We start from the raw sequence: 21,916 nt of genomic DNA on the forward strand, positions 1-21,916 counted from the left end.
TGTGTATTTGTCCTATATATTAGGACAAATATATATTCTATTTTTTATATATGTTATATATAGTGGTAAATAAAAGTTTAGTTAAGGAGGGAAATTTGTGGATGGATTTGCAACAAAGGTTTTGATTGTTGATGATGATGAGAATATTAGCGAAGTAATAGATATGTATTTAAAAAGTTCAGGTTATAGTACTAAAATTGCATTAAATGGTAAAGAGGCACAAGAACTATATTTGGATTATAATCCGGATATAGTATTACTTGATGTTATGATACCTTACATAGATGGAATTGATATTTTAAAATGGATAAGAAAGCAGAAAGAAACTCCTGTTATAATGATTACTGCAAAGGGAGATACTTTTGATAAGGTTTTAGCATTAGAAATTGGTGCAGATGATTATATAGTAAAGCCTTTTGAACCCAAGGAATTATTGGCTAGAGTTAAAGCTGTATTAAGGAGATACTCATCTGAAAACATGAAAGATGAGGTAATTAGGTTAAGTGATTTATCAATTGATTCAATGTCCTATAAAGTAATTTATAATGGAGAAGAAGTAAAAATGCCACCAAAAGAATTTGAATTACTTTATTATTTAGCTAACAATAGAAATAAAGTTTTTACAAGAGATCAATTACTTTGCGAAGTTTGGGGATATGATTATCCAGGCGATTCTAGAACTGTGGATGTTCATATAAAAAGATTGAGAGAGAAACTAAGTGGTGGAGAACAATGGGAAATACAAACTGTATGGGGTGTTGGCTATAAATTTGAGGTGAACTAGATGAAAAATGGAAGTTTACTTCAAAAACTAATAATTACATTTACAATAATTTTAACTATAGTACTAGTATCATTAGCTTGGATTTTATCAATGTGGTTCAGAATATCTTATTTTTCAGAGAAAAGAATGCAATTTGAACGGGATGGGGAATATATAGCTAATGCAGTTAAGGAATATAATTTTGAAAAAAGCAGAGAGCAATTAGATAAATTACAAACAATAGTAAATGTATCTAGCGTTGGAGCAAATTCAGTTATTACTGTTTCAGATGAGTTTAATTATGTATATATGAGATCTGTAACTGAAGAGAGCAATAATATAGAAGGAAGCATAAAGATACTAGATAAAGATAAGGAGCTACTTGTTAATGGAAAGCCTATAGAATATATTAACGAACATTATATGTATGTTTATCCAATAATTGATGATTTTGAATTTAAAGGATATATAGTAATGACAGCTCCTTTATCAACAATAAGTAAGCAATTACATAAAATTTATATTATTGTGTGGATATCTGCGCTAGGAGCTATGATATTTGCAGCTTTAGTGTTATCGTTAGTTTCAAAAAAAATATTAATTAATCCATTAGCAGAAATCAATAAAGCTGCTAAAAGATTTGCAAATGGAGAAGTAAATAGAAGAGTTAGTATATACTCTAAAGATGAAATTGGTCAGTTAGCTAATTCATTTAATATAATGGCTGAATCATTAGAAAAAGTCGAAAATAATAGAAGAGATTTTATATCAAATGTTTCACATGAATTGAGGTCTCCAATGACATCTATAAAGGGATTTATTGCTGGAATAATTGATGGTGTAATTCCTAAAGAAAAAGAAGGGTATTATTTAGATATAGTTTATACTGAGATAAAAAGACTCACAAGATTAATTAGCGATTTACTAGACTTATCAGCAATAGATTCTGGCAAATTAAAATTTAATATGAAAAAAATTAATATAAATGAGTTAGTCAGGCTATGTGTTATAAATAATGAGCAAAGTATAAAAGAAAAGAATATAATGCTTAACGTAGAGTTACAAGACGAAAATTGTTATGTGAAAGCAGATGAAGATAAGACAATGCAAGTAATAACGAATCTCTTAGATAATGCTATCAAGTACTGTGGGAATAATGGAATTATAAAAATTAGTACATATCGTAAGGGTGCAAAAGTGTTTGTACAAATATATAATAATGGACCTAAAATTCCAGATGATGAAATGATATATATATGGAGTAGATTCTATAAATCAGATAAATCTAGAACCAATAAGGTTAGTAGTGGACTTGGTTTATCAATAGTAAGAATGATACTTATTCAACAAGGGGAAGAGATATGGGCTGAAAATAATTGCGATGAGGGAGTTACTTTTACATTTTCACTTACGAAATATAAAAATAACAGATTAGATAAACAAAACTAGGGAGGAAAAGATATGTTTTTAATTGTAGGCCTTGGAAATCCAGGTAAGGAATACGAAGATACAAGGCATAATATAGGGTTTAAAGTTGTTGATAATATAGCTAAAGAGTATAATATTCAAATAAATAGGCAAAAATTTAAAGGTATATATGGGGAAGGTTTTATTAATGGTCAGAAAGTAATACTATTAAAACCAACAACATATATGAATTTGAGTGGTGAAAGTGTAAGGGAAGTAGTAAACTTCTATAATATAGAGAATGATGAAATATTAATTATATATGATGATATAAGTTTAGATGTAGGTAAATTAAGAATAAGAGAAAAGGGAAGTGCAGGCGGTCATAATGGTATAAAGAGTATTATAGCACACCTAGGAAGTGAAGTTTTTTCAAGGATAAAAATAGGCGTAGGACAACCTAACTCAGATTTAGTTAAACACGTTTTGGGTAAATTTTCAAAAGAAGAAATGGTTACTCTAGATGAGAGTATAGAGGCAGCAACAAATGCAACTGCCGAAATTATAAAAAATGATGTTAAAACAGCTATGAATCAATTTAATGGGTTTAAAGCAAGTACAATAAGTTAAGGATGGTGCATAGAATGAGATTAAAAGGGTTAATAGAGCCCTTAGAAAATAGTATAGAGTTTCAAAATATTATAGGCAGCTTTGAGAATAAGAAATTTCCTGTTGGTATATATGGTGCATCTGAATCTGGAAGAGGATATATTATAAGTGGGATATTTGAAAATATAGATAAATCCATGATAATTATAACTCAAAGTGATATGGAAGCAAAAAACCTTTATGAAGATTTGATTTTTTATACTAACGAAGTATATTATTTCCCAATAAGAGAAATGGTTTTTTATAATATTGATGCTATTTCTGGGGATTTAAGATGGGCAAGATTAAAAGTAATAAATGAAATTTTGAATAAGCAAAAGAAAATAATAGTAACTTCAGTAGAAGCTTTCTCAGCTAAGTATACGCCTCATAATTTATTTTTAGATTATAGTATGCAGTTAAAAGTAGGCAAGGAAATTGATATTACTGAAGTATCTGGAAAATTAATTCAATCTGGTTATGAGAGAGTAGAAATGGTTGAAGGAAAAGGACAGTTTTCATTAAGAGGTGGAATATTAGATGTTTTTCCAACATGTTCAACTTATGCATATAGAGTTGAGCTTTTTGGTGATGAGATTGAATCTATTAGAACTTTCAACACAGAATCTCAAAGGAGTATTGAAAAAGTAAAGAAAGTAGATATTTTTCCTGCAAAAGAAGTTATTATCTTAGATGAAGCATTAAAATCAGGAAGTGCTAAACTTAAAGATGAATTTAATGATATTGCTTCAAAAGATAAAGATGATGAAAGAATAGAGAAATTAAGAAAAATATTAAATAGAAATTTAGAGTCGTTAGAGGAAACGGGATCATTTGAAGCTATAGATAGTTACTTACCATACTTTGTAGAAGAGCCAGAAAGTCTTTTTGATTATTTTAAAGACTATTTTTTTGTTATGGATAATGTTCAAAGATGTAAAGGAAAGTTAGATTCTACATACTTGGAATTTGAAGAAAATTTTACGGCTTTTTCACAAAGAGGAGATATATTTCCAGGACAAGGAAATTTATTAATTAATAAAGAAGAGATATTAGAAGTATTTGAAGATAAAAATCTTGCTTTTTTTGAAGCATTAACTAAAACAACAGATTGGTTAAAACCAAGAGTGTCAGTAAATACTGTTCAAGTGACTTTGAATAATTATCAAGGTCAATTAGATTTGTTAATTGATGATATTTTAAGTAAGAAAAACTTAGGATATAAAACATTAATATTATCAGGAACAAGAGCTAGGGGAGAACGTTTAGTTGGGACTCTAAGGGATAGAGGAATAGAAAGCGTTTATAGGGATGATGTTGATAAAATTGAATATGGTGAAGTTGTAATAACGTTTGGAAATCAATTAAAAGGATTTGAATATCCAGAATATAAAATTTGTGTAATATCAGACAGAGAAGTTTTTGGAGAAGCTAAAAGAAAATTAAAAGCTAGTAAATCAAAAAGAAAGGGTATTTCTAAAATAAGCAGCTTTGCAGAATTAAAGCCTGGAGATTATGTAGTTCATGCTAGTCATGGTGTTGGTGTTTACAAGGGAATTAAACAAATTGATGTTGCAGGTCATAAAAGAGACTATCTGGATATTGTATATGATAAAGGAGATAAATTATATGTTCCTGTAGATCAACTGGATTTAATTCAAAAATATATTGGAAGTGAAGGTAAAGCTCCAAAGGTAAATAAACTTGGAAGTGCTGAGTGGCAGAAGGCTAAGGCAAAAGCCAGAAAATCAATTAATGAAATAGCTGAAGATTTGGTCAAACTTTATGCTATGAGGAGCACTGTAAAAGGACATAAGTTTTCTAAGGATACTGAATGGCAGAAACAATTTGAAGATGAGTTTCCATTTGAAGAAACGCCAGATCAATTAACATCTATAGAAGAAATTAAATTAGATATGGAATCAGAAAAACCAATGGACAGACTTGTATGTGGAGATGTTGGTTATGGTAAAACAGAAGTGGCTCTAAGAGCTGCATTTAAAGCTGTTATGGACGGAAAGCAAGTTGCAATTTTGGTTCCAACAACTATTTTGGCTGAACAGCATTATAAGAATATCAAAAATAGATTTTCTGATTTTCCTATAAAAATAGATATGATTAGTAGATTTAAGACAACTAAACAACAGAAGGAAACTTTACAAAAGGTTAAAGAAGGGAATTTGGATATTTTAATAGGAACTCATAGATTAGTTTCTAAGGATATCCAATTTAAAGATTTAGGGTTACTAATTGTAGATGAAGAACAAAGATTTGGTGTAAAACAAAAGGAAAAAATTAAAGGAATAAAGAAAAATGTTGATGTTTTAACTTTAAGTGCAACACCGATTCCAAGAACTCTTCATATGTCATTAAGTGGTGTTAGAGATATTTCTGTAATAGAAACACCGCCAGAAGAACGATATCCTATTCAAACTTATGTTGTTGAACAGAATGATCAGCTTATAAGAGATGCTATACTTAGGGAAATTGGAAGAAATGGGCAAGTGTATTTTGTATACAATAGGGTTGAAGATATTGAAAGAATGGCAAAGTATGTTCAAGCTTTAGTTCCTGAAAGTAAAGTTGGAGTTGCACATGGACAAATGGCAGAGAGACAACTTGAAAATGTAATGATTGATTTTATGTCAGGAGAATATAATGTACTAGTTTGTACAACAATAATAGAAACTGGAATGGATATTCAAAATGTTAATACAATAATAATTTATGATGCTGATAAAATGGGACTTTCTCAACTATATCAATTAAGAGGTAGAGTTGGTAGATCTAATAGAATTGCATATGCTTATCTTTTATATACAAAGGATAAAGTATTGACAGAAGTTGCAGAGAAGCGTCTTAAAGCATTGAAAGATTTTACAGAATTAGGCTCTGGCTTCAAAATAGCAATGAGGGATTTAGAAATTAGAGGTGCTGGAAATATGATGGGATCATCGCAACATGGTCATATGGCATCTATAGGGTATGATTTATATTGCAGAATGCTTGAAGATACAGTTAAACTTATAAAAGGAGAAATTCAAAAGGAACCAATAGAAACAACTTTAGACATAAAGGTTGATGCATTTATACCTGAAAGTTATATAGAAGATGAAATTCAAAAAATTGAAATTTATAAAAAAATAGCTGTAATTGAAGGGTTAGAAGATTACAACGATATAAAGGAAGAATTAGAAGATAGGTATTCTAAAATACCAGAACCAGTATATAATTTAATGGATATTGCATATATAAAAAGCCAAGCCAAGTCTATTTTTATAGAAGAAATAAAGGAAACTCCAAAAGAAATGCTTTTTAAGTTCGCTGAAAATGAGAGTGATTATAAGAATATATTCAAAATTTTAATGGAAAAATATAAAAATAGTGTGGTGTTAAAATTTGGCTCTAATCCATATTTTGCATTTAAAATAAAATGCGTAAAGAAAGAAAATGTGTTAGAATTTTTAAAAGAAGTTTTTAATGACATAATATTGTAACAAAAGTTTGATATAAAGGAATAGTAAAGTAAATAAAATAGTGTAAAAAATTGAATTATAAAAATAATATTGATATACTAATGTTATGACTCTTTATAATAACATAGGGGATAATATTGTCTTATACAAAATTTATAATTCGTTTTGACAAATTATTTTCTAATGTTTAAATCTAGAATAAGTGAGGGGAAAATTTTGAAAAGAATAAAAAAAATTATAGCAACAATAGCTATGTTAACAATTGCGGTATCTGCTATGGGGTGCAAAATGGTTGAAAAGACTCCAGAAGCAATACAAAACACAGTACTTGCAACAGTTGGAAATGAAAAAATAACAAAAGGTGATTTGGACAAACAAGTTGGTCCACAATTAAAGCAACAATTTGGTGATGATTATGCAACTAATGACAAAGCTAAAGATCAAGTAAAGCAAGCAAAACAACAAGGATTAACTAGCTTAGTAAATCAAAAAATACTATTGCAAGAAGCCGATAAGTTGGGTTTAAAACCATCAGATGATGATTTAAATAAGCAAGTTGATGATCAAATTAATCAATATAAGGCTCAATATTCTGGGGAAGGTCAATTTGAAGGACTTTTACAGCAAAATGGGTTGACAGAAGATCAATTAAGGAAACTCATGAGAGATAATTTCATAATTCAAGCTGTTCAAGACAATCTTATGAAAGATATAACAGTTACAGATGATGATGTTCAAACATATTACAATGAAAATAAAGACAGTCAGTTTACAGTTGGAGCTGGTGCAACAGTATCGCACATATTAATTGCTGAAAAAGCTGGTGATGGATCAGTAGATTTTGACGCATCGTTAACAAAAGCAAATGCTTTAAAAGCTAAATTAGATGCTGGGGCTGATTTTGCAACACTGGCAAAAGAAAATTCAGCAGATCCAGGAAGCAAGGATAAAGGTGGGGACTTAGGGTTCCAAGCATATAATACTACACAATTAGTTAAAGAATTTGTTGATGGATTTAAGAACTTAAAAGAAGGTGAAATCTCAGCGCCAGTAAAGAGCCAATATGGATATCATATAATTAAGGCTACTGGGTTAAAGCAAGCACAAGTTACACCATTAGATCAAGTTAAGGATCAAATTAAATCTACATTATTACAACAAAATCAAAATAAAGCTTTTACTGATAAGCTTGCAGAATGGAAGACAGATTTAAAAGTTCAAACTTATGAAGATAGATTATAGTATTAGTAAATATTTAACTTAGTAATTAAGCCATTTTGAAGTAATTGGAATTATTTCAAAATGGCTTAATTTATTGTATGGTTATATTAAAGAAAGATGTGTTGAAGAAATTAGATGAGCATATAATTAATTAACATATTATTAGTGAAAAATAATTAACATAAAATTTGTCTATAAGTGTATAAAATTTCTAGAAATTCAAATAATAATAGTGCAACCAATTAATAGAGTTTCAAAGGAGGTTATACAACCAATGAAGGCAACAGGAATTGTTAGAAGAATTGATGACTTAGGAAGAGTGGTAATACCAAAAGAAATAAGAAGGACTCTAAGAATTAGAGAAGGAGATCCACTAGAAATTTTTACAGATAGAGATGGTGGTGTAATTCTAAAAAAATATTCACCAATTGAAGAGCTTACTAATTTTTCTAAAGAATATTGCGAAAGTTTACAACAAGTTATTGGAAATGTTGTATTAATCGCTGATAAAGATGCTTTTGTTTCAATAAGCGGAGCACCGAAAAAAGATTATTTAGAGAGAAAAGTAAGCAGTGAATTAGAACAAATAATGACTGGAAGAAAGACTGTATTATTAAGCAAAGCGAACAATTCAGTAATCCCATTACATAATGATGATGATGAAAAAGCATATTCTAGTCAAGTTATATCACCAATTATAGCAGAAGGTGATGAAATTGGAGCTGTAATTATTTTATCAAAAGAAGATGATGCAGAACTTGGTGAGGTTGAAACTAAACTAGTTGAAACAGCAGCATCATTTTTAGGAAAACAAATGGAACAATAATATTTATAATTTAATTGCAATATGAAAAATAACAGGAATAATACCTCTAAACTTACAATAATAATTAATTAGTAATATGTAAGTTTGGAGGTGTTTTATGAATAAACAATCGCTAATTAAGGGAAGTGTAATTCTTGGTGTTGCAGGAATACTAACAAAATTTTTAGGACTATTTTTTAGATGGCCATTGATAATGTTGATTGGAGATGAAGGAATAGGATATTATCAAATGTCATACCCAATGTATATGTTTTTTATAGCTATGGCTTCTGGTGTGCCAGTTGCAATTTCTAAAATTATATCTGAAAAAAATGCTATACATGATATATCAGGAAGCTTTGAGGTAATAAAGGAATCAGCTATTTTAATGACAATAATAGGGACAGGCACTACGTTAGTGCTATTCTTTTTTGCCAAGCCAATAATAACGTTTTTGAAATGGGATCAGAAAGCATATTATTCATTAATAGGTATATCCTTTGCGCCTATGATTATATCTTTTGTGACTATATTTAGAGGCTTTTTTCAAGGATTGCAGAATATGACGCCCTCGGCTATATCACAGGTTTTAGAGCAAATTGGGAGAGTTGTTTTTGGAGTTGGACTGGCAATATTTTTCTTGCCGAGGGGAATAGAATATTCAGCGGGTGGAGCAGCATTTGGAGCTACAGCAGGGGCAGTTATTGGTGGAACATATTTATATTCAAGGTACAGAAAAATTAAAAAAAATTATAAAATAAGAAATATAAAAAGTAATCCCGAAATATTAACTAATATATTAAGAATTGCAATTCCTATATCATTAGGTACAACCGTTGGAAGTGTTATGAATTTAATTGATTCTATTTTGGTGCCACAGAAGTTGTTGGAAGCTGGTTTTACTAGTACACAAGCCACTGTATTATATGCTCAATTAACAGGTAAAGCATCTGTAATTATAAATATTCCACTAACTATTTCTATGGCGATATGTACATCATTAATTCCTATTATAGCTGAAAATTATATACTAAAAAGACAAGCAGATGTTAGAAGTAAAGTGGATATATCTATGAAAATGGCATCTGTAATTGCAATACCTTGTACCTTTGGTCTTTTCTTCTTGGCAGAACAAGTAATGAAACTAATTTTTCCAAAAATGTTTGATGGGATAGAAATATTAAGATATCTATCTTTGTCAATCCCATTTATAATAATTACTCAAACTACAACTGCTATATTGCAAGGCACTGGAAATTATATAAAACCAGTTCTTAATCTCCTAGCTGGATGTATAATCAAGATTGTATTAACCTGTATTTTAGTATCTACAGAAAGATTTAATATATATGGAGCAGTCATAGCTAGCTGCAGTGCATATATAATAGTGAGTATATTAAACATAATAACAATGAAGTTTACATTAAAAGTTAAACTGAATTTTTACGAAATATTAATAAAACCAACGTATGCAGCTGCAATTATGATGTTGCTTGTATTAATAAGTTATAATATTATATATAAAAATACAATAAGTAATGGCATAGCTTGCTTAATATCAATATTTTTAGGTATGATAATATATATTATATTAATAATTGTACTTAAAGTATTTGATGTTAGTGAAATAAAGAATAGATTTAAAAGAAGATAAAAGGAGAGTAATCTGATGATTAAAATAGTGGGATTAGGACCAGGAGATAAAGATGCATTGACTATAGGAACTGTATATGAATTTGAAAATACTAAAAATATTTTCTTAAGAACAGAAAAGCATCCAACAGTTGACTACTTAATTGAAAAAGGAATTAAGTTTGAAACATATGATAATGTTTATGAAAATACAGAAAATTTTGATGAAGTGTATTTAAACATAGCTAATGATTTGCTTGTGAAGCATAATAGTTTAGGAGATTTAATATATGGGGTGCCAGGACATCCATTAGTAGCAGAAAAATCAGTATTTAATTTAATAGAATTATGTAAAGAGAACAACGTGGAATATAAGATAATACCAGCTGTGAGTTTTATTGATGCTATGATTGAAAGCATAAAAATAGATCCAATTGAAGGCTTGAAAGTTATAGATGCATTTGATATTGGAAATCAAATATTAGATAAGCGTATAGGAACGATTATAACACAGGTATATAATCAATTAATAGCCTCAGAAGTTAAGTTGAAATTGCTTGATCAATATAATGATGAAACAGATATTTATTATGTAAGAGCAGCAGGTATAAAGGGTCAAGAAAGCATAAGAAAAATTCCTTTGTTTGAATTAGATATGCAAGAAGATATAGATTATTTAACATCAGTATACATTCCAAAAGATATGAATAATAAAAAAGATTTTAATGATCTTTTAGATATAATAGAGATATTAAGGGGAGAAAATGGTTGCCCATGGGATAGAGAACAAACTCACGAATCTCTTAAGAAATCTTTAGTAGAAGAAAGTTATGAGGTTATAGATGCAATAGATCAAGCTGATGATGATTCATTAATTGAAGAATTAGGAGATGTATTACTGCAAGTTGTTTTTCATGCATCTATAGGCAAAGAGGATGGATATTTTGATATAAATGACGTTATAGGAGCAATTTGTGATAAGATGATAAGCAGACATCCGCATGTTTTTAAAAGATCTAGTGAATTGAACTCTTCAGAAGAAGTATTAGTAAAGTGGGATGATTTAAAGAAAAAAGAAAAAGGGTATAATACTATTACAGAAGAAATGAATGGAATAACAAAAGGGTTGCCAGCACTTTTAAGAGCTCACAAAGTTCAAGAAAAAGCAAAAAAAGTTGGATTTGATTTTGAAGATATAAGTTTTGCAATAAATAAGGTAAAAGAAGAACTTAAAGAGGTAATTGATGTATATAATACAGAAAATGTGGAGAAAATAACAGAAGAAGTTGGAGATTTACTATTTTCATGTGTTAATGTTGCTAGATTTTTAAAGGTTGATGAAGAAGTGGCATTAAATTATACTATAGACAAGTTTATAAAAAGATTTGCTTATATTGAAAGCGTTGCAAAGGAAAAAAACATTGAATTAACTAACACAAGTTTGGATGAAATGGATAAACTTTGGGAAATTTCAAAAAAAATAGATTAATATTTCAATTTAATAAAGGAATTTTCTAATTTATGCAGAATAATACTTTATAAAAGAACTATATTGTAACGATTTATTGGATTATTTAGTTATATGTAGCAAAAGAAAGCGTTTTTCTATAGACGGTTAGCTAAAGAGGTTATATAATAAAGAGGTGCAATTTAGTACATAAAGAAAACAGTTAAAAATATAAAACTGGATTTTTAAGGAGGATGTTATTGTGAATAAAGCAGAATTAATTACTAGCATGGCAGAAAAAAGTAAATTAACAAAAAAAGATGCAGAATTAGCGCTAAAGGCTTTAATTGAAAGTGTTGAAGAAGCACTAGAAAAGGGTGAAAAAGTTCAATTAGTTGGATTTGGAACTTTTGAAACAAGAGAAAGAGCTGCTAGAGAAGGAAGAAATCCTAGAACTAAGGAAGTTATAAAAATTCCTGCAACTACAGTTCCAGTATTCAAAGCTGGTAAAGAATTTAAAGATAAAGTAAATAAGTAATAAAATTAAATTTACACAGCGTAAATGTGAGCCCGAGTTTTCTCGGGTTCTTTTAATAAAGGAGAAAAGTATGAGGCTAGATAAATATTTAAAAGTATCGCGTATCATAAAGAGAAGAACTGTTGCTAAGGAAGTATGTGAAAGCGGGAGAATATTGATAAATGATAAGCAGGCAAAACCTTCTACATCAGTAAAAGAAGGAGATATTATTCAAATAACATTTGCAAATAGGATTTTAAAAGCTGAGATAATTAACATAGCTGAACATGTTAAAAAAGAAGATGCAAAAGAAATGTATGTGATTATTGAAGGGGAAGAAGATAAGGAGTAGAAAAAGTGAAATGCTTATCTACTCTTTTTACGTAAGAAATAAAAAATACTTAACTTATTAAAGGTTCTGAATTCTAAATTGAAATAGACAAACATATATTATATAAGAAAAAATAAATGGAGGAATCTTTAATGGAGAAAAAAGTGGAAAATAAAGTTGAAGATAATAGATGTAATTTATTTTTAGAGAATAGAAAAAAAATAACTTTAAGTGGTGTAATTGAAGTTATAAGTTTTGATGAATTAAAAATTGATTTAACCACTAGTTTAGGTAATTTAACTATTAAGGGAGAAGATCTAAAAATGAATAAGTTAGATGTGCAGAATGGTGACGTTATAATAGCTGGAAATATTGGATCTGTAGTTTATAATGGGAAGGTATCTAAAAAAAGTAATGAAACTATAATAAGTAAATTATTTAAGTAGGTAGTAGTATGCCATTAGAATTAAATATGCAGATCAATCTTGTTATTTATAGTGTAATTGGAGGTATTATAACGGGAATATTATTTGATATATATAGAGTGATACGAGGACTAAATTCTTTTAAAATATTGAATGTGATAGAAGATATGCTTTTTTGTGTACTTATTGCGTTGATAGTATTTTCTTTTCTCTTATATATTAATTATGCTTTTTTAACTCCGTATGTATATATTTTTATAGTGATTTCTACTTTATTATACTTTAGACTTCTAAGTAAATATTTTTATAAAAGTGAAATAATAATAGCTAAGTTATTTTATAAATTAATTCGAATACTATTAAAAAATATAAGGTATCCATTAAAAATGATTGCGTATAAAATTGCTGATAGAAAGAAATAAGAAAAAATTACTTGAATAATAGCAATATAGTGATTACAATAGATTTAAGAGAATTTACAAAATAGAGGTTCTATAGATGAAAAAAAAGTTAATATTAAAAAGAGTAATAATTGTTGGATTTATTGTGTTCTTTGCGTTTAGTTACATTAGGCAAAGTATAACAATAAGTAGGATTCAAAAAGAAATAGATAGTAAGCAACTGCAATTAGATGAGATTAATCAAAAAAACCAAAGACTTCAGGATGAGGCTGAAAAAATCAATTCCGATTCTCCTGATTATCTTGAAAAATTGGCAAGGGAGAGGCTTGGGATGATTAAACCTGGCGAAAAAGTTGTTAATAGTGAGACAACAAATAAAAATTCTAATTAGCTTTTAGTATATAGAAAGATGTGTAAAGCTCGATAATTATAGTAACTATTAAATTGCATTTCTAATTAAAGAACATACTTATAATTTAGTTTGTTCTTATAATTTATATATTTTAAAATTTAAGGAGGAGTCTTTTAAACATGACCTTATTGGCAGGAAACATAGTAGAGGGCACAGTGATAAACATTACGAATTTTGGAGCTTTTATTGAGGTTGAAGGCAAAACTGGATTAGTTCATATTTCAGAAGTTGCGGATTCTTACGTAAAGGATATTAGGGAACATCTTAACGAGCAAGATAAAGTGAAGGTAAAAGTTATCTCAATAGATGACAATGGGAAAATTAGTCTTTCAATAAAACAAGCAAATGTTCAAAGAAAATCAGTTAAACCAGCAGAAATTGATTGGAAGGCAACTGATAAGAAGAAACCTTCTAATTCGGGGAACTTTGAAGATATTATGTCTAAATTCTTAAAAGATAGTGAAGAAAGAATGCAGGATGTAAAGAAGCATCAAGAATTTAAGGGAAAAGGTGGAAAGAAAGGTTATTAGATTTTTTAGTTGCAATAAATATTTATAGATGGAATTATTTTGAATTTGATGTGCAGAATATAGTTTGTAAGTGTATGCTTTAAAACTTGTTCTGCACTAATTAATTTGTTTGATTTATTATAAATTTTGATTTGAATTACGTCATATATTTTTTATAATAAAAAGATGTTGACAGTATAATAATTATATATTATAATTAGCTTTGTTGTTGACACTTAGTTGATAGCAAAGTGTGCCGAAGTGGCGGAACTGGCAGACGCACAGGACTTAAAATCCTGCGGTGGTTAAACACCGTACCGGTTCGATTCCGGTCTTCGGCACCATAATAAAATATAAAATAACGCGGGGTGGAGCAGTTGGTAGCTCGTCGGGCTCATAACCCGAAGGTCGTAGGTTCAAGTCCTGCCCCCGCAACCATTAATATGGCGGAATAGCTCAGCTGGCTAGAGCACTCGGTTCATACCCGAGGTGTCGTAGGTTCAAGTCCTATTTCCGCTACCATGTGTGCCGAAGTGGCGGAACTGGCAGACGCACAGGACTTAAAATCCTGCGGTGGTTAAACACCGTACCGGTTCGATTCCGGTCTTCGGCACCATAATAAAATATAGAATAACGCGGGGTGGAGCAGTTGGTAGCTCGTCGGGCTCATAACCCGAAGGTCGTAGGTTCAAGTCCTGCCTCCGCAACCAAAATAAAGAATAATTTTTATTATGAAATATTAAAATGTCGTAATTATATACATGATGTGATTAGAATATGCCGAAGTGGCGGAACTGGCAGACGCACAGGACTTAAAATCCTGCGGTGGTTAAACACCGTACCGGTTCGATTCCGGTCTTCGGCACCAAAAGATTTAAGCAAAAGCTTAGGTCTTTTTTTGTTATTAAGTATATTTGCAAAAAGTTATAAAGTAATTTCGTCATTTGATAATTTATAAGTGTCAATAAATAAACAGCGTGGTCGTTTTGTTGCGGTTAGTAAGAGAAGTTTGAATAGGTGTAGAGTACTATTCATGCTTTTTTATTTTTATGAAAAAATAATTATATATAAACTACTAATAAGGCAAGATTAACGACAAAATAATTATGTGGAGTAAAAGTTATAAATTAACCTGTATACCCGCTTTTTCATGGAGGTGCACAGAGTTTTTAGTAAAATTTATGATAAGGAAAATAACATATTAAATAATTGTATATTAGTGAATTTTAGATGAAGTTGTCCAACGAATTTTTAATTAGTGAAACACCTTATGACATATATCGTAAAATATAGATGCTATAATCATATTACATTATTTGGAAATGAGGCGAGCTGATGTGCAGTATGGGTTAGGTGTAGACAAATATCAAGAGATAAACAAAGTGACAAATGTAAAAAGGAACATAGGGATAAAAACATCTTTAGTAAGATTATGCACTATTTTGATAGCTGGGATTTTACTTGGAAGAGTAAGTTTGTTATTAAATCAATCAGATAGAAGTGGAATAGCTCCGATTGGATTAGCTTATTTAATAGCTATTGTTACAAAGGGAAATAAAAAAGACAATTTTGCAGCAGCAACGGGAGTTGCCATGGGATATTTATCAATAAATAATCTATTAACAGATGGATATGCATATGTAACCTCTGTATTTTTAATAATGATATATTATACTTCTATACCAACAACAAGGAAAAGAAAGAGGGAGTTAATAGGTTTTATTATCATTTTAATCAGTTTCTTTTTTTATGGTCTTTGGATTAGTAAATATGAACTGGGAATAGATATAACTTTGAGCATAATAGAAACATTAATTATTGTACCAATATATTATGTTATAAAATATGCGATAAATTCTCTAGAAGTAATTAATACTAGTTATTTATATTCATCTGAAGAGTTAGTTAGTATAAGTATGTTTTTATGCTTATTAATTGCAGGGATAGGAAACGTTGATTTTGTTGATTATTCAATAAGAAATATATGTGCATTAACATTAGTTCTGGTAATTGCCTATATAGGAGGAGCTACATATGGAGCTATGATTGGAGTTTTAATGGGAATAATGATTGGGATTGCATCTAATAACATGATGTATAGTGTGGCTTTTTTTGGTGTTGGAGGACTGATAATTGGAATATTTAAAGATACAGGAAAAATATTTTCAATACTTTCAAGTATAATAATTTATTCTGCACTGGCGTTATATTCAAATTCAGTAACCTTAAAGTTGGCTGTTGAGGTCTTAGCTAGTTCTTTTTTATTCTTATGCATACCAAAGCTTATATATGAAAGTATTGAAATTGAGATAAATCCATATGTAAAAAAGGCATCTTTAGGGGAAATTCAATTGAATTCAATGAAAGAGGAATTTACTTTTAAGTTAAAAGAATTAACAAATGTACTGGCAAATGTGTCAAAGTGCTTACTCAATACTAATGATAATGAAAATTTATTGATTAAATCGAAAGGAAGTGCTTTAGTAGAGAATTTAGCAGATAGAAGTTGTTGCAACTGTGAGAATAGGATTTTATGCTGGAAAAAAGATTTTCATCAGACATTTAATGCATTTCAAATACTAATACAAAGATGTGAGGAGGGAAAATTAGAAATACCAGAATATTTACAAAAAAAATGTATTAAAAATTTTACGATTTTGAAATGTGCTGAATCAATTGTAAATAATTACAGTGTAAATGAAACAATAAAAAACAGGTTGGCAGAGGGGAGGGAGATATTATCAGAACATATATCCAATATATCTCGAACCTTAAACGATCTTCTAGGTAGCTTTAAGAAAGAAGTTAATATTGATGTAGAATTAGAAGGTATAACAAAACGAATTTTGAATAAAAATTTAATAAATTATAGTGATGTTTTTTGTTATGTGGATAAAAATGGTAGAAGTAAAATTAGAATAAATATGAATGATTATGAGAATTTTAATTATTGTGAAAAAAATATAGTATCATTGTTAAACAATAATCTTAATATTAGAGTTCGTATAGGAGATGATGGAAGTAGTATCGATACTGAAACAAATCAACGTATTATAAAAATAGAAGAAAAACCCAAATATCGTATGGTCTCTTATGTATCTGTTGAACCTAAAAGTGGAGAAAAGGAAATAGGAGATAGTTATAGTTTTGGAAGAGTTGTTGATGGATCATATATGACGATTTTAAGTGATGGAATGGGTTTTGGTCCAGAGGCGAAGGAAGAAAGTAAATCAACTGTTGATTTAGTAGAAAAACTTATGGAGGCTGGATTTGATGAAAACATAACAGTAAATACAGTTAATTCTATAATGGGAATGAGATTTGTAGAAAATGAAAAATATGCGACATTGGACTTGAGTAAAATTGATTTATATACTGGTCAAGGCGTTTTTGTGAAAATAGGTGCAGTCTCAAGCTTTATTAAGAGAGGGAGTGAGGTGAAGGTTATTAATTCAAAGAATTTGCCATTGGGACTTGTAGATGAGGTGGAGGTTGAAAGAATAAAAGAAGTTTTAAAGCCTGGTGATATATTGGTAAATATAAGTGATGGTGTTTTAGATATTGAAAGGTATAGCTTTGGAGAAGTAAGTTGGATTGAAGAGTATTTAAAGAATGTTAATGCGGGTCCTAGAGAACTATCTGAAAAAATATTAAATAGAGCGAAGAAATTAAGTGGAGGCATAGTTAAAGATGATATGACAGTAATAGTTTCAAAAATTTATTTGGATAGCTAAGGAGTATTGTTATTTTCCTATTTTATGAGATATTATAAATAGCTGTTTTAAAACTTTAGTGTATTATTAGTTTTGAAGCAGCTTTTATAATTTATATTAAAAAGGTTTGCAGAAAAAAATTAAGGCAATAATGTTTACATTGGAAAAATATATGCGTAAAATATATTATGCAGTATTATATAATAATAGGAGTGTTTATTTTTGGACAGAAAAGTACTATCTTATATTAGAGATAATAAGTTATTAAAAAGTAAGGATAAGATTTTAGTTGCTCTCTCTGGTGGCCCAGATTCTTTGTGTCTTTTGAATATTTTGCTGGAGTTAAGACAAGAATTAGATATTGAGATAGCAGCTGCGCATTTAAATCACCTTTTGAGAGGGGCAGATGCAATTGGTGATGAAGAATATGTAATTGATATTTGCAATACGATGGGGATAAAATGTTTTGTTAGACGTTTAGATATAAATATTTATGCTAAAGAACATAGATTATCATCTGAAATGGCAGGAAGAAAGGCTAGATATGATTTCTTTGAAGAAATTTCAGAAAAAGAGGGATTTAACAAAATTGCAACTGCACACAATGCAAATGATCAAGCTGAAACAATTTTATTTAGACTTATGAGAGGAACAGGACTCGATGGGCTTGGAGGAATTAAAGCTTCAAGAGATGGAAAGATAATAAGACCAATTTTGTGTTTATCAAGAAGTGAAGTAGAAGGATATATAGAATTAAAAAAATTAAATCCAAGAATTGATAAAACAAATTTTGAAAGGATTTATAACAGAAATAAAATAAGATTAGATATATTACCATATATGAAAGAAAATTTTAATGAGGACATAATAGATGCTTTGAATAGAATGGCTTTATTATTACAAAAGGACAATGAATTCATTGAAAATTTAGCTTTAAGTTTATACAATAAATATTGTATAGAGGATAGTGCTTATTTTATAATAAAAAAGGAAATATTTATTGAAGAAGAGCCTATAGCAACAAGAGTGTTAAGAAATGCATTAATAAAATATTCTAAGTCAAATTATGATTTTGAGATGAAGCATATATATGAAATTTTTCATTTAGCAAAAAAGAATTCAGGAAAGTTGATACATTTACCTAATGGTATTTATGCTGAGAATATCTATGGAGATATATACATAAAAAGTAAAGTAGAAAAGTATCATATAGATAATAAAATAGAAGATATAATTTTAGAAAAAAACAATATAAATACAAATGAAATTATATTAGATAATTTTATAGTTAAATTCGAAGTTATTACTGACTATGAAATGAGTCAGATAATTTCAAATCAAAATAAATTCACAAAATATTTTGATTTTGATAAAATTAAGAATAATATTTCAATGAGAAATAGAAGAAATGGTGATAAAATTATTCCTTTAGGCATGACTGGAAATAAGAAAGTAAAAGACATTTTTATTGATATGAAAATACCTAAAGATGAAAGAGATAGTATCCCTATTTTATGTTTTGATAATAAAATTGCTTGGATTATTGGAATAAAAATCTCTGAAGAATATAAAATTACAGATAAAAGTGGAAATATATTAAAAGTAGTTGTTGAAAGAAAGGAATATTAGAATTATGAAACAGGATATACAAGAAATATTATTTTCGGAAGACGTTTTGAATAAACGTATTAAAGAACTTGCAAGTGAAATAAGTAACGATTATGAGGGGAAGAATTTAGTTGTAGTTGGTATATTGAAGGGTTCAGTATTGTTTGCGGCAGAGTTAATTAAAAACATTTCTGTTCTGTGTGAGATAGATTTTATGGCTGTTTCAAGCTATGGAAGTTCTACAGAAACATCTGGTGTTGTAAGAATTTTAAAAGATTTAGATAACAGCATTGAAGGTAAGGATATTTTATTAGTTGAAGATATTGTTGATACAGGAATTACTTTATCTTATCTGCTTAAGTATTTGCGTGCAAGAAATGCTAACAGCATAGAAATAATTTCGTTGTTAAATAAACCGGCTAGAAGAAAGGTAGATTTAGACGTTAAGTATATTGGATTTGAAGTGCCTGATGGATTCATAGTAGGTTATGGAATAGACTATGCGGAGAAATATAGAAACTTACCTTTTATAGGAATATTAAAACCAGAGGTATACAACAAATAGACAGTTTAAATTTATTGTAATAAAAATATTGATATGGTAAAATTTTAAATATGATGAGAGAGGGGGGCCTTGAATGAAAAAATATTCAAGTGCGGCTGTATGGATTGTATGTTCTGTTATGTTAATTCTAGCAGCGGTTACAATGTATCAAACAGGAAAAGGGTCTAGTGATATGGCATATAGTGCATTCGTACAGAAATGGAATGCCAATGAAATAGAAAGTATTGTTGTCAAAGAAGATAGTATGACAATAGAGGGAAGAACTACTGACAGCAAAACTTTTACAACTTATGCTCCAAGTGAGTTAGTTGGATCATTGATGGAAAAACAACCTAAGTCTGATGTTAAAGTAACTTTTGAGAAACCATCTAATAATGCAACATGGATAGCTACATTACTTCCATTTATATTAATGGCAGTGATGATATTTATATTTTTATTCATATTTACTCAACAGTCACAAGGCGGAGGTGGCGGAAGGGGTGTTATGAATTTTGGTAAAAGTAAAGCTAAAATGGTAACTCCTGATACCCAAACAGTCACATTTAATGATATAGCAGGTGCTGATGAAGAAAAGGCAGAACTTGAAGAAATTGTTGATTTTCTTAAGCTACCAGCGAAATATATAAAGATGGGAGCAAGAATACCTAAAGGGGTATTATTAGTAGGTCCTCCGGGAACAGGAAAGACCTTGCTTGCAAAAGCGATAGCTGGAGAAGCTGGAGTTCCTTTCTTTAGTATATCAGGTTCAGATTTTGTTGAGATGTTTGTAGGTGTAGGTGCATCTAGAGTTAGAAGTTTATTTGAAGAGGCTAAGAAGAATTCACCATGTATAGTTTTCATAGATGAAATTGATGCAGTTGGAAGACAAAGAGGTGCTGGACTAGGTGGAGGGCACGATGAGAGAGAGCAAACATTAAATCAACTTCTTGTTGAGATGGATGGTTTCGGTGCTAATGAAGGAATTATTATGATAGCAGCAACAAATAGACCTGATATCTTAGATCCAGCATTATTAAGACCTGGAAGGTTTGATAGACAAGTAATTGTTGGTGCCCCTGATGTGAAAGGAAGAGAAGAAATTCTTAAAGTTCATACAAGAAAGAAACCACTTAGAGAGGATGTTAAATTAGATATTCTTGCTAAAAGAACACCAGGTTTTTCAGGAGCAGATTTAGAAAATTTAACAAATGAAGCAGCTTTGCTTGCTGTTAGAAGAGATAAGCAACAAATTTCAATGCAGGAAATGGAAGAAGCAATAACTAAAGTAATTGCAGGACCTGAAAAGAAGAGTAGAGTAATAACAGAGCATGATAGAAAGCTGACAGCATACCACGAAGCGGGGCATGCTGTTGTAATGAGATTACTTCCAAACTGTGATCCGGTCCATGAAATAAGTGTTATTCCAAGAGGAAGAGCAGGAGGTTATACTATGCATCTTCCAAAAGAAGATACTTCTTATACATCGAAATCAAAGCTTAAAGATGAAATGGTTGGTCTCTTAGGCGGAAGAGTAGCTGAAAAACTAATCATGGGGGATATTAGTACTGGTGCAAAAAATGATATTGATAGAGCTAGTCATATAGCTAAAAGTATGGTTATGGATTATGGTATGAGTGAAGAAATAGGTACAATATCTTATAACACTGCAGGTCATGATGAAGTGTTTATTGGTAGAGATTTTGGTAAAGTAAGAGATTTTAGTGAGGAAATTGGAGCACGAATAGATAAAGAAATAAAGAAATTTATAGATGAAGCTTATGAAAAAGCAGAAAGTCTTTTAAAGGAAAATCAAGATAAATTGCATGCTGTTGCGCAAGCTTTAATTGAGAGGGAAAAACTTGATGCACGAGAATTTGAAGAAATTTTTGTAAGTAATTAAAAAATTTATTAGTAAAAAGTTATTTCAAAATATAAATGTTTGAAATAACTTTTTTTATAAGTTAGATTGGGTTTATTTTGAAAATATATTATTATCTATATGAAAAAAATATTAGATTAGATAAAAAGATTTATCTAAACACGAATGTTTTGGT

18 protein-coding genes and 6 tRNA genes are annotated in these 21,916 nt (G+C 29.4%); all 24 read left to right on the plus strand.

Translation table 11 applies throughout. The features are described from left to right. Nucleotides 1-97: 97 nt before the first annotated feature. The 24 genes from CSPA_RS00515 to ftsH all read left to right on the plus strand — a co-directional run bounded on the left by CSPA_RS00515 (nt 98) and on the right by ftsH (nt 21,762). Nucleotides 98-784: a response regulator transcription factor gene (locus tag CSPA_RS00515; RefSeq protein ID WP_015390277.1), complete on the plus strand. Its 687-nt coding sequence runs from the start codon at nt 98-100 to the stop codon at nt 782-784. After that, the gene (locus tag CSPA_RS00520) at nt 785-2,212 is read left to right on the plus strand and encodes a HAMP domain-containing sensor histidine kinase (protein ID WP_015390278.1); all 1,428 of its coding nucleotides are present in this window, start codon (nt 785-787) and stop codon (nt 2,210-2,212) included. A 12-nt stretch (nt 2,213-2,224) separates the two neighbouring features. Continuing rightward, complete coding sequence (gene pth, locus CSPA_RS00525; RefSeq protein WP_015390279.1) at nt 2,225-2,800, plus strand: aminoacyl-tRNA hydrolase; 576 nt, start codon at nt 2,225-2,227, stop codon at nt 2,798-2,800. A 14-nt stretch (nt 2,801-2,814) separates the two neighbouring features. Further along, nucleotides 2,815-6,315, plus strand: a complete 3,501-nt coding sequence (gene mfd, locus CSPA_RS00530) for a transcription-repair coupling factor (RefSeq protein WP_015390280.1) — start codon at nt 2,815-2,817, stop codon at nt 6,313-6,315. Nucleotides 6,316-6,510: 195 nt separating this feature from the next. Then, nucleotides 6,511-7,536, plus strand: coding sequence for a peptidylprolyl isomerase (locus tag CSPA_RS00535; RefSeq protein WP_015390281.1), 1,026 nt, complete (start codon nt 6,511-6,513; stop codon nt 7,534-7,536). A 253-nt stretch (nt 7,537-7,789) separates the two neighbouring features. Next, on the plus strand, nt 7,790-8,341 hold the full coding sequence (gene spoVT, locus CSPA_RS00540; RefSeq protein ID WP_015390282.1) for a stage V sporulation protein T: 552 nt from the start codon (nt 7,790-7,792) through the stop codon (nt 8,339-8,341). Nucleotides 8,342-8,438: 97 nt separating this feature from the next. Beyond that, entirely contained in the window at nt 8,439-9,974 is a 1,536-nt protein-coding gene (locus CSPA_RS00545; protein WP_015390283.1) for a putative polysaccharide biosynthesis protein, read from the plus strand. Nucleotides 9,975-9,989: 15 nt separating this feature from the next. Further along, a complete protein-coding gene (gene yabN, locus CSPA_RS00550; RefSeq protein ID WP_015390284.1) occupies nt 9,990-11,441 on the plus strand; it encodes a bifunctional methyltransferase/pyrophosphohydrolase YabN in 1,452 nt (483 codons plus the stop codon). A gap of 220 nt (nt 11,442-11,661) precedes the next feature. Next, nucleotides 11,662-11,937, plus strand: a complete 276-nt coding sequence (locus CSPA_RS00555) for an HU family DNA-binding protein (protein WP_015390285.1) — start codon at nt 11,662-11,664, stop codon at nt 11,935-11,937. 70 nt (nt 11,938-12,007) lie between these two features. Further along, a complete protein-coding gene (locus CSPA_RS00560) occupies nt 12,008-12,268 on the plus strand; it encodes an RNA-binding S4 domain-containing protein (protein ID WP_015390286.1) in 261 nt (86 codons plus the stop codon). Nucleotides 12,269-12,399: 131 nt separating this feature from the next. Continuing rightward, entirely contained in the window at nt 12,400-12,693 is a 294-nt protein-coding gene (gene yabP, locus CSPA_RS00565) for a sporulation protein YabP (protein ID WP_015390287.1), read from the plus strand. 8 nt (nt 12,694-12,701) lie between these two features. After that, a complete protein-coding gene (gene yabQ, locus CSPA_RS00570; protein WP_015390288.1) occupies nt 12,702-13,094 on the plus strand; it encodes a spore cortex biosynthesis protein YabQ in 393 nt (130 codons plus the stop codon). A gap of 76 nt (nt 13,095-13,170) precedes the next feature. Continuing rightward, entirely contained in the window at nt 13,171-13,464 is a 294-nt protein-coding gene (locus tag CSPA_RS00575) for an FtsB family cell division protein (protein ID WP_015390289.1), read from the plus strand. A 140-nt stretch (nt 13,465-13,604) separates the two neighbouring features. Further along, a complete protein-coding gene (locus CSPA_RS00580; protein WP_015390290.1) occupies nt 13,605-14,015 on the plus strand; it encodes a S1 domain-containing RNA-binding protein in 411 nt (136 codons plus the stop codon). 234 nt (nt 14,016-14,249) lie between these two features. Beyond that, nucleotides 14,250-14,338: transfer RNA gene (locus CSPA_RS00585), tRNA-Leu, on the plus strand. Between the two features lie 18 nt (nt 14,339-14,356). Next, nucleotides 14,357-14,432 (plus strand) — tRNA-Met (locus CSPA_RS00590). 7 nt (nt 14,433-14,439) lie between these two features. Continuing rightward, nucleotides 14,440-14,516, plus strand: a tRNA-Met gene (locus CSPA_RS00595). A 5-nt stretch (nt 14,517-14,521) separates the two neighbouring features. Beyond that, a tRNA-Leu gene (locus CSPA_RS00600) sits at nt 14,522-14,610 on the plus strand. Nucleotides 14,611-14,628: 18 nt separating this feature from the next. Further along, nucleotides 14,629-14,704: transfer RNA gene (locus CSPA_RS00605), tRNA-Met, on the plus strand. A 69-nt stretch (nt 14,705-14,773) separates the two neighbouring features. After that, nucleotides 14,774-14,862 (plus strand) — tRNA-Leu (locus tag CSPA_RS00610). A 469-nt stretch (nt 14,863-15,331) separates the two neighbouring features. Next, nucleotides 15,332-17,728, plus strand: coding sequence for a stage II sporulation protein E (spoIIE, locus tag CSPA_RS00615; RefSeq protein WP_015390291.1), 2,397 nt, complete (start codon nt 15,332-15,334; stop codon nt 17,726-17,728). A gap of 201 nt (nt 17,729-17,929) precedes the next feature. Next, nucleotides 17,930-19,336, plus strand: coding sequence for a tRNA lysidine(34) synthetase TilS (gene tilS / locus CSPA_RS00620; protein ID WP_015390292.1), 1,407 nt, complete (start codon nt 17,930-17,932; stop codon nt 19,334-19,336). Between the two features lie 4 nt (nt 19,337-19,340). Beyond that, nucleotides 19,341-19,880, plus strand: a complete 540-nt coding sequence (gene hpt, locus CSPA_RS00625) for a hypoxanthine phosphoribosyltransferase (protein ID WP_015390293.1) — start codon at nt 19,341-19,343, stop codon at nt 19,878-19,880. Nucleotides 19,881-19,953: 73 nt separating this feature from the next. After that, on the plus strand, nt 19,954-21,762 hold the full coding sequence (ftsH, locus tag CSPA_RS00630) for an ATP-dependent zinc metalloprotease FtsH (RefSeq protein WP_015390294.1): 1,809 nt from the start codon (nt 19,954-19,956) through the stop codon (nt 21,760-21,762). Nucleotides 21,763-21,916: the final 154 nt, after the last annotated feature.

The sequence above is a fragment of the Clostridium saccharoperbutylacetonicum N1-4(HMT) genome, assembly GCF_000340885.1.
Lineage (GTDB): Bacteria > Bacillota > Clostridia > Clostridiales > Clostridiaceae > Clostridium > Clostridium saccharoperbutylacetonicum.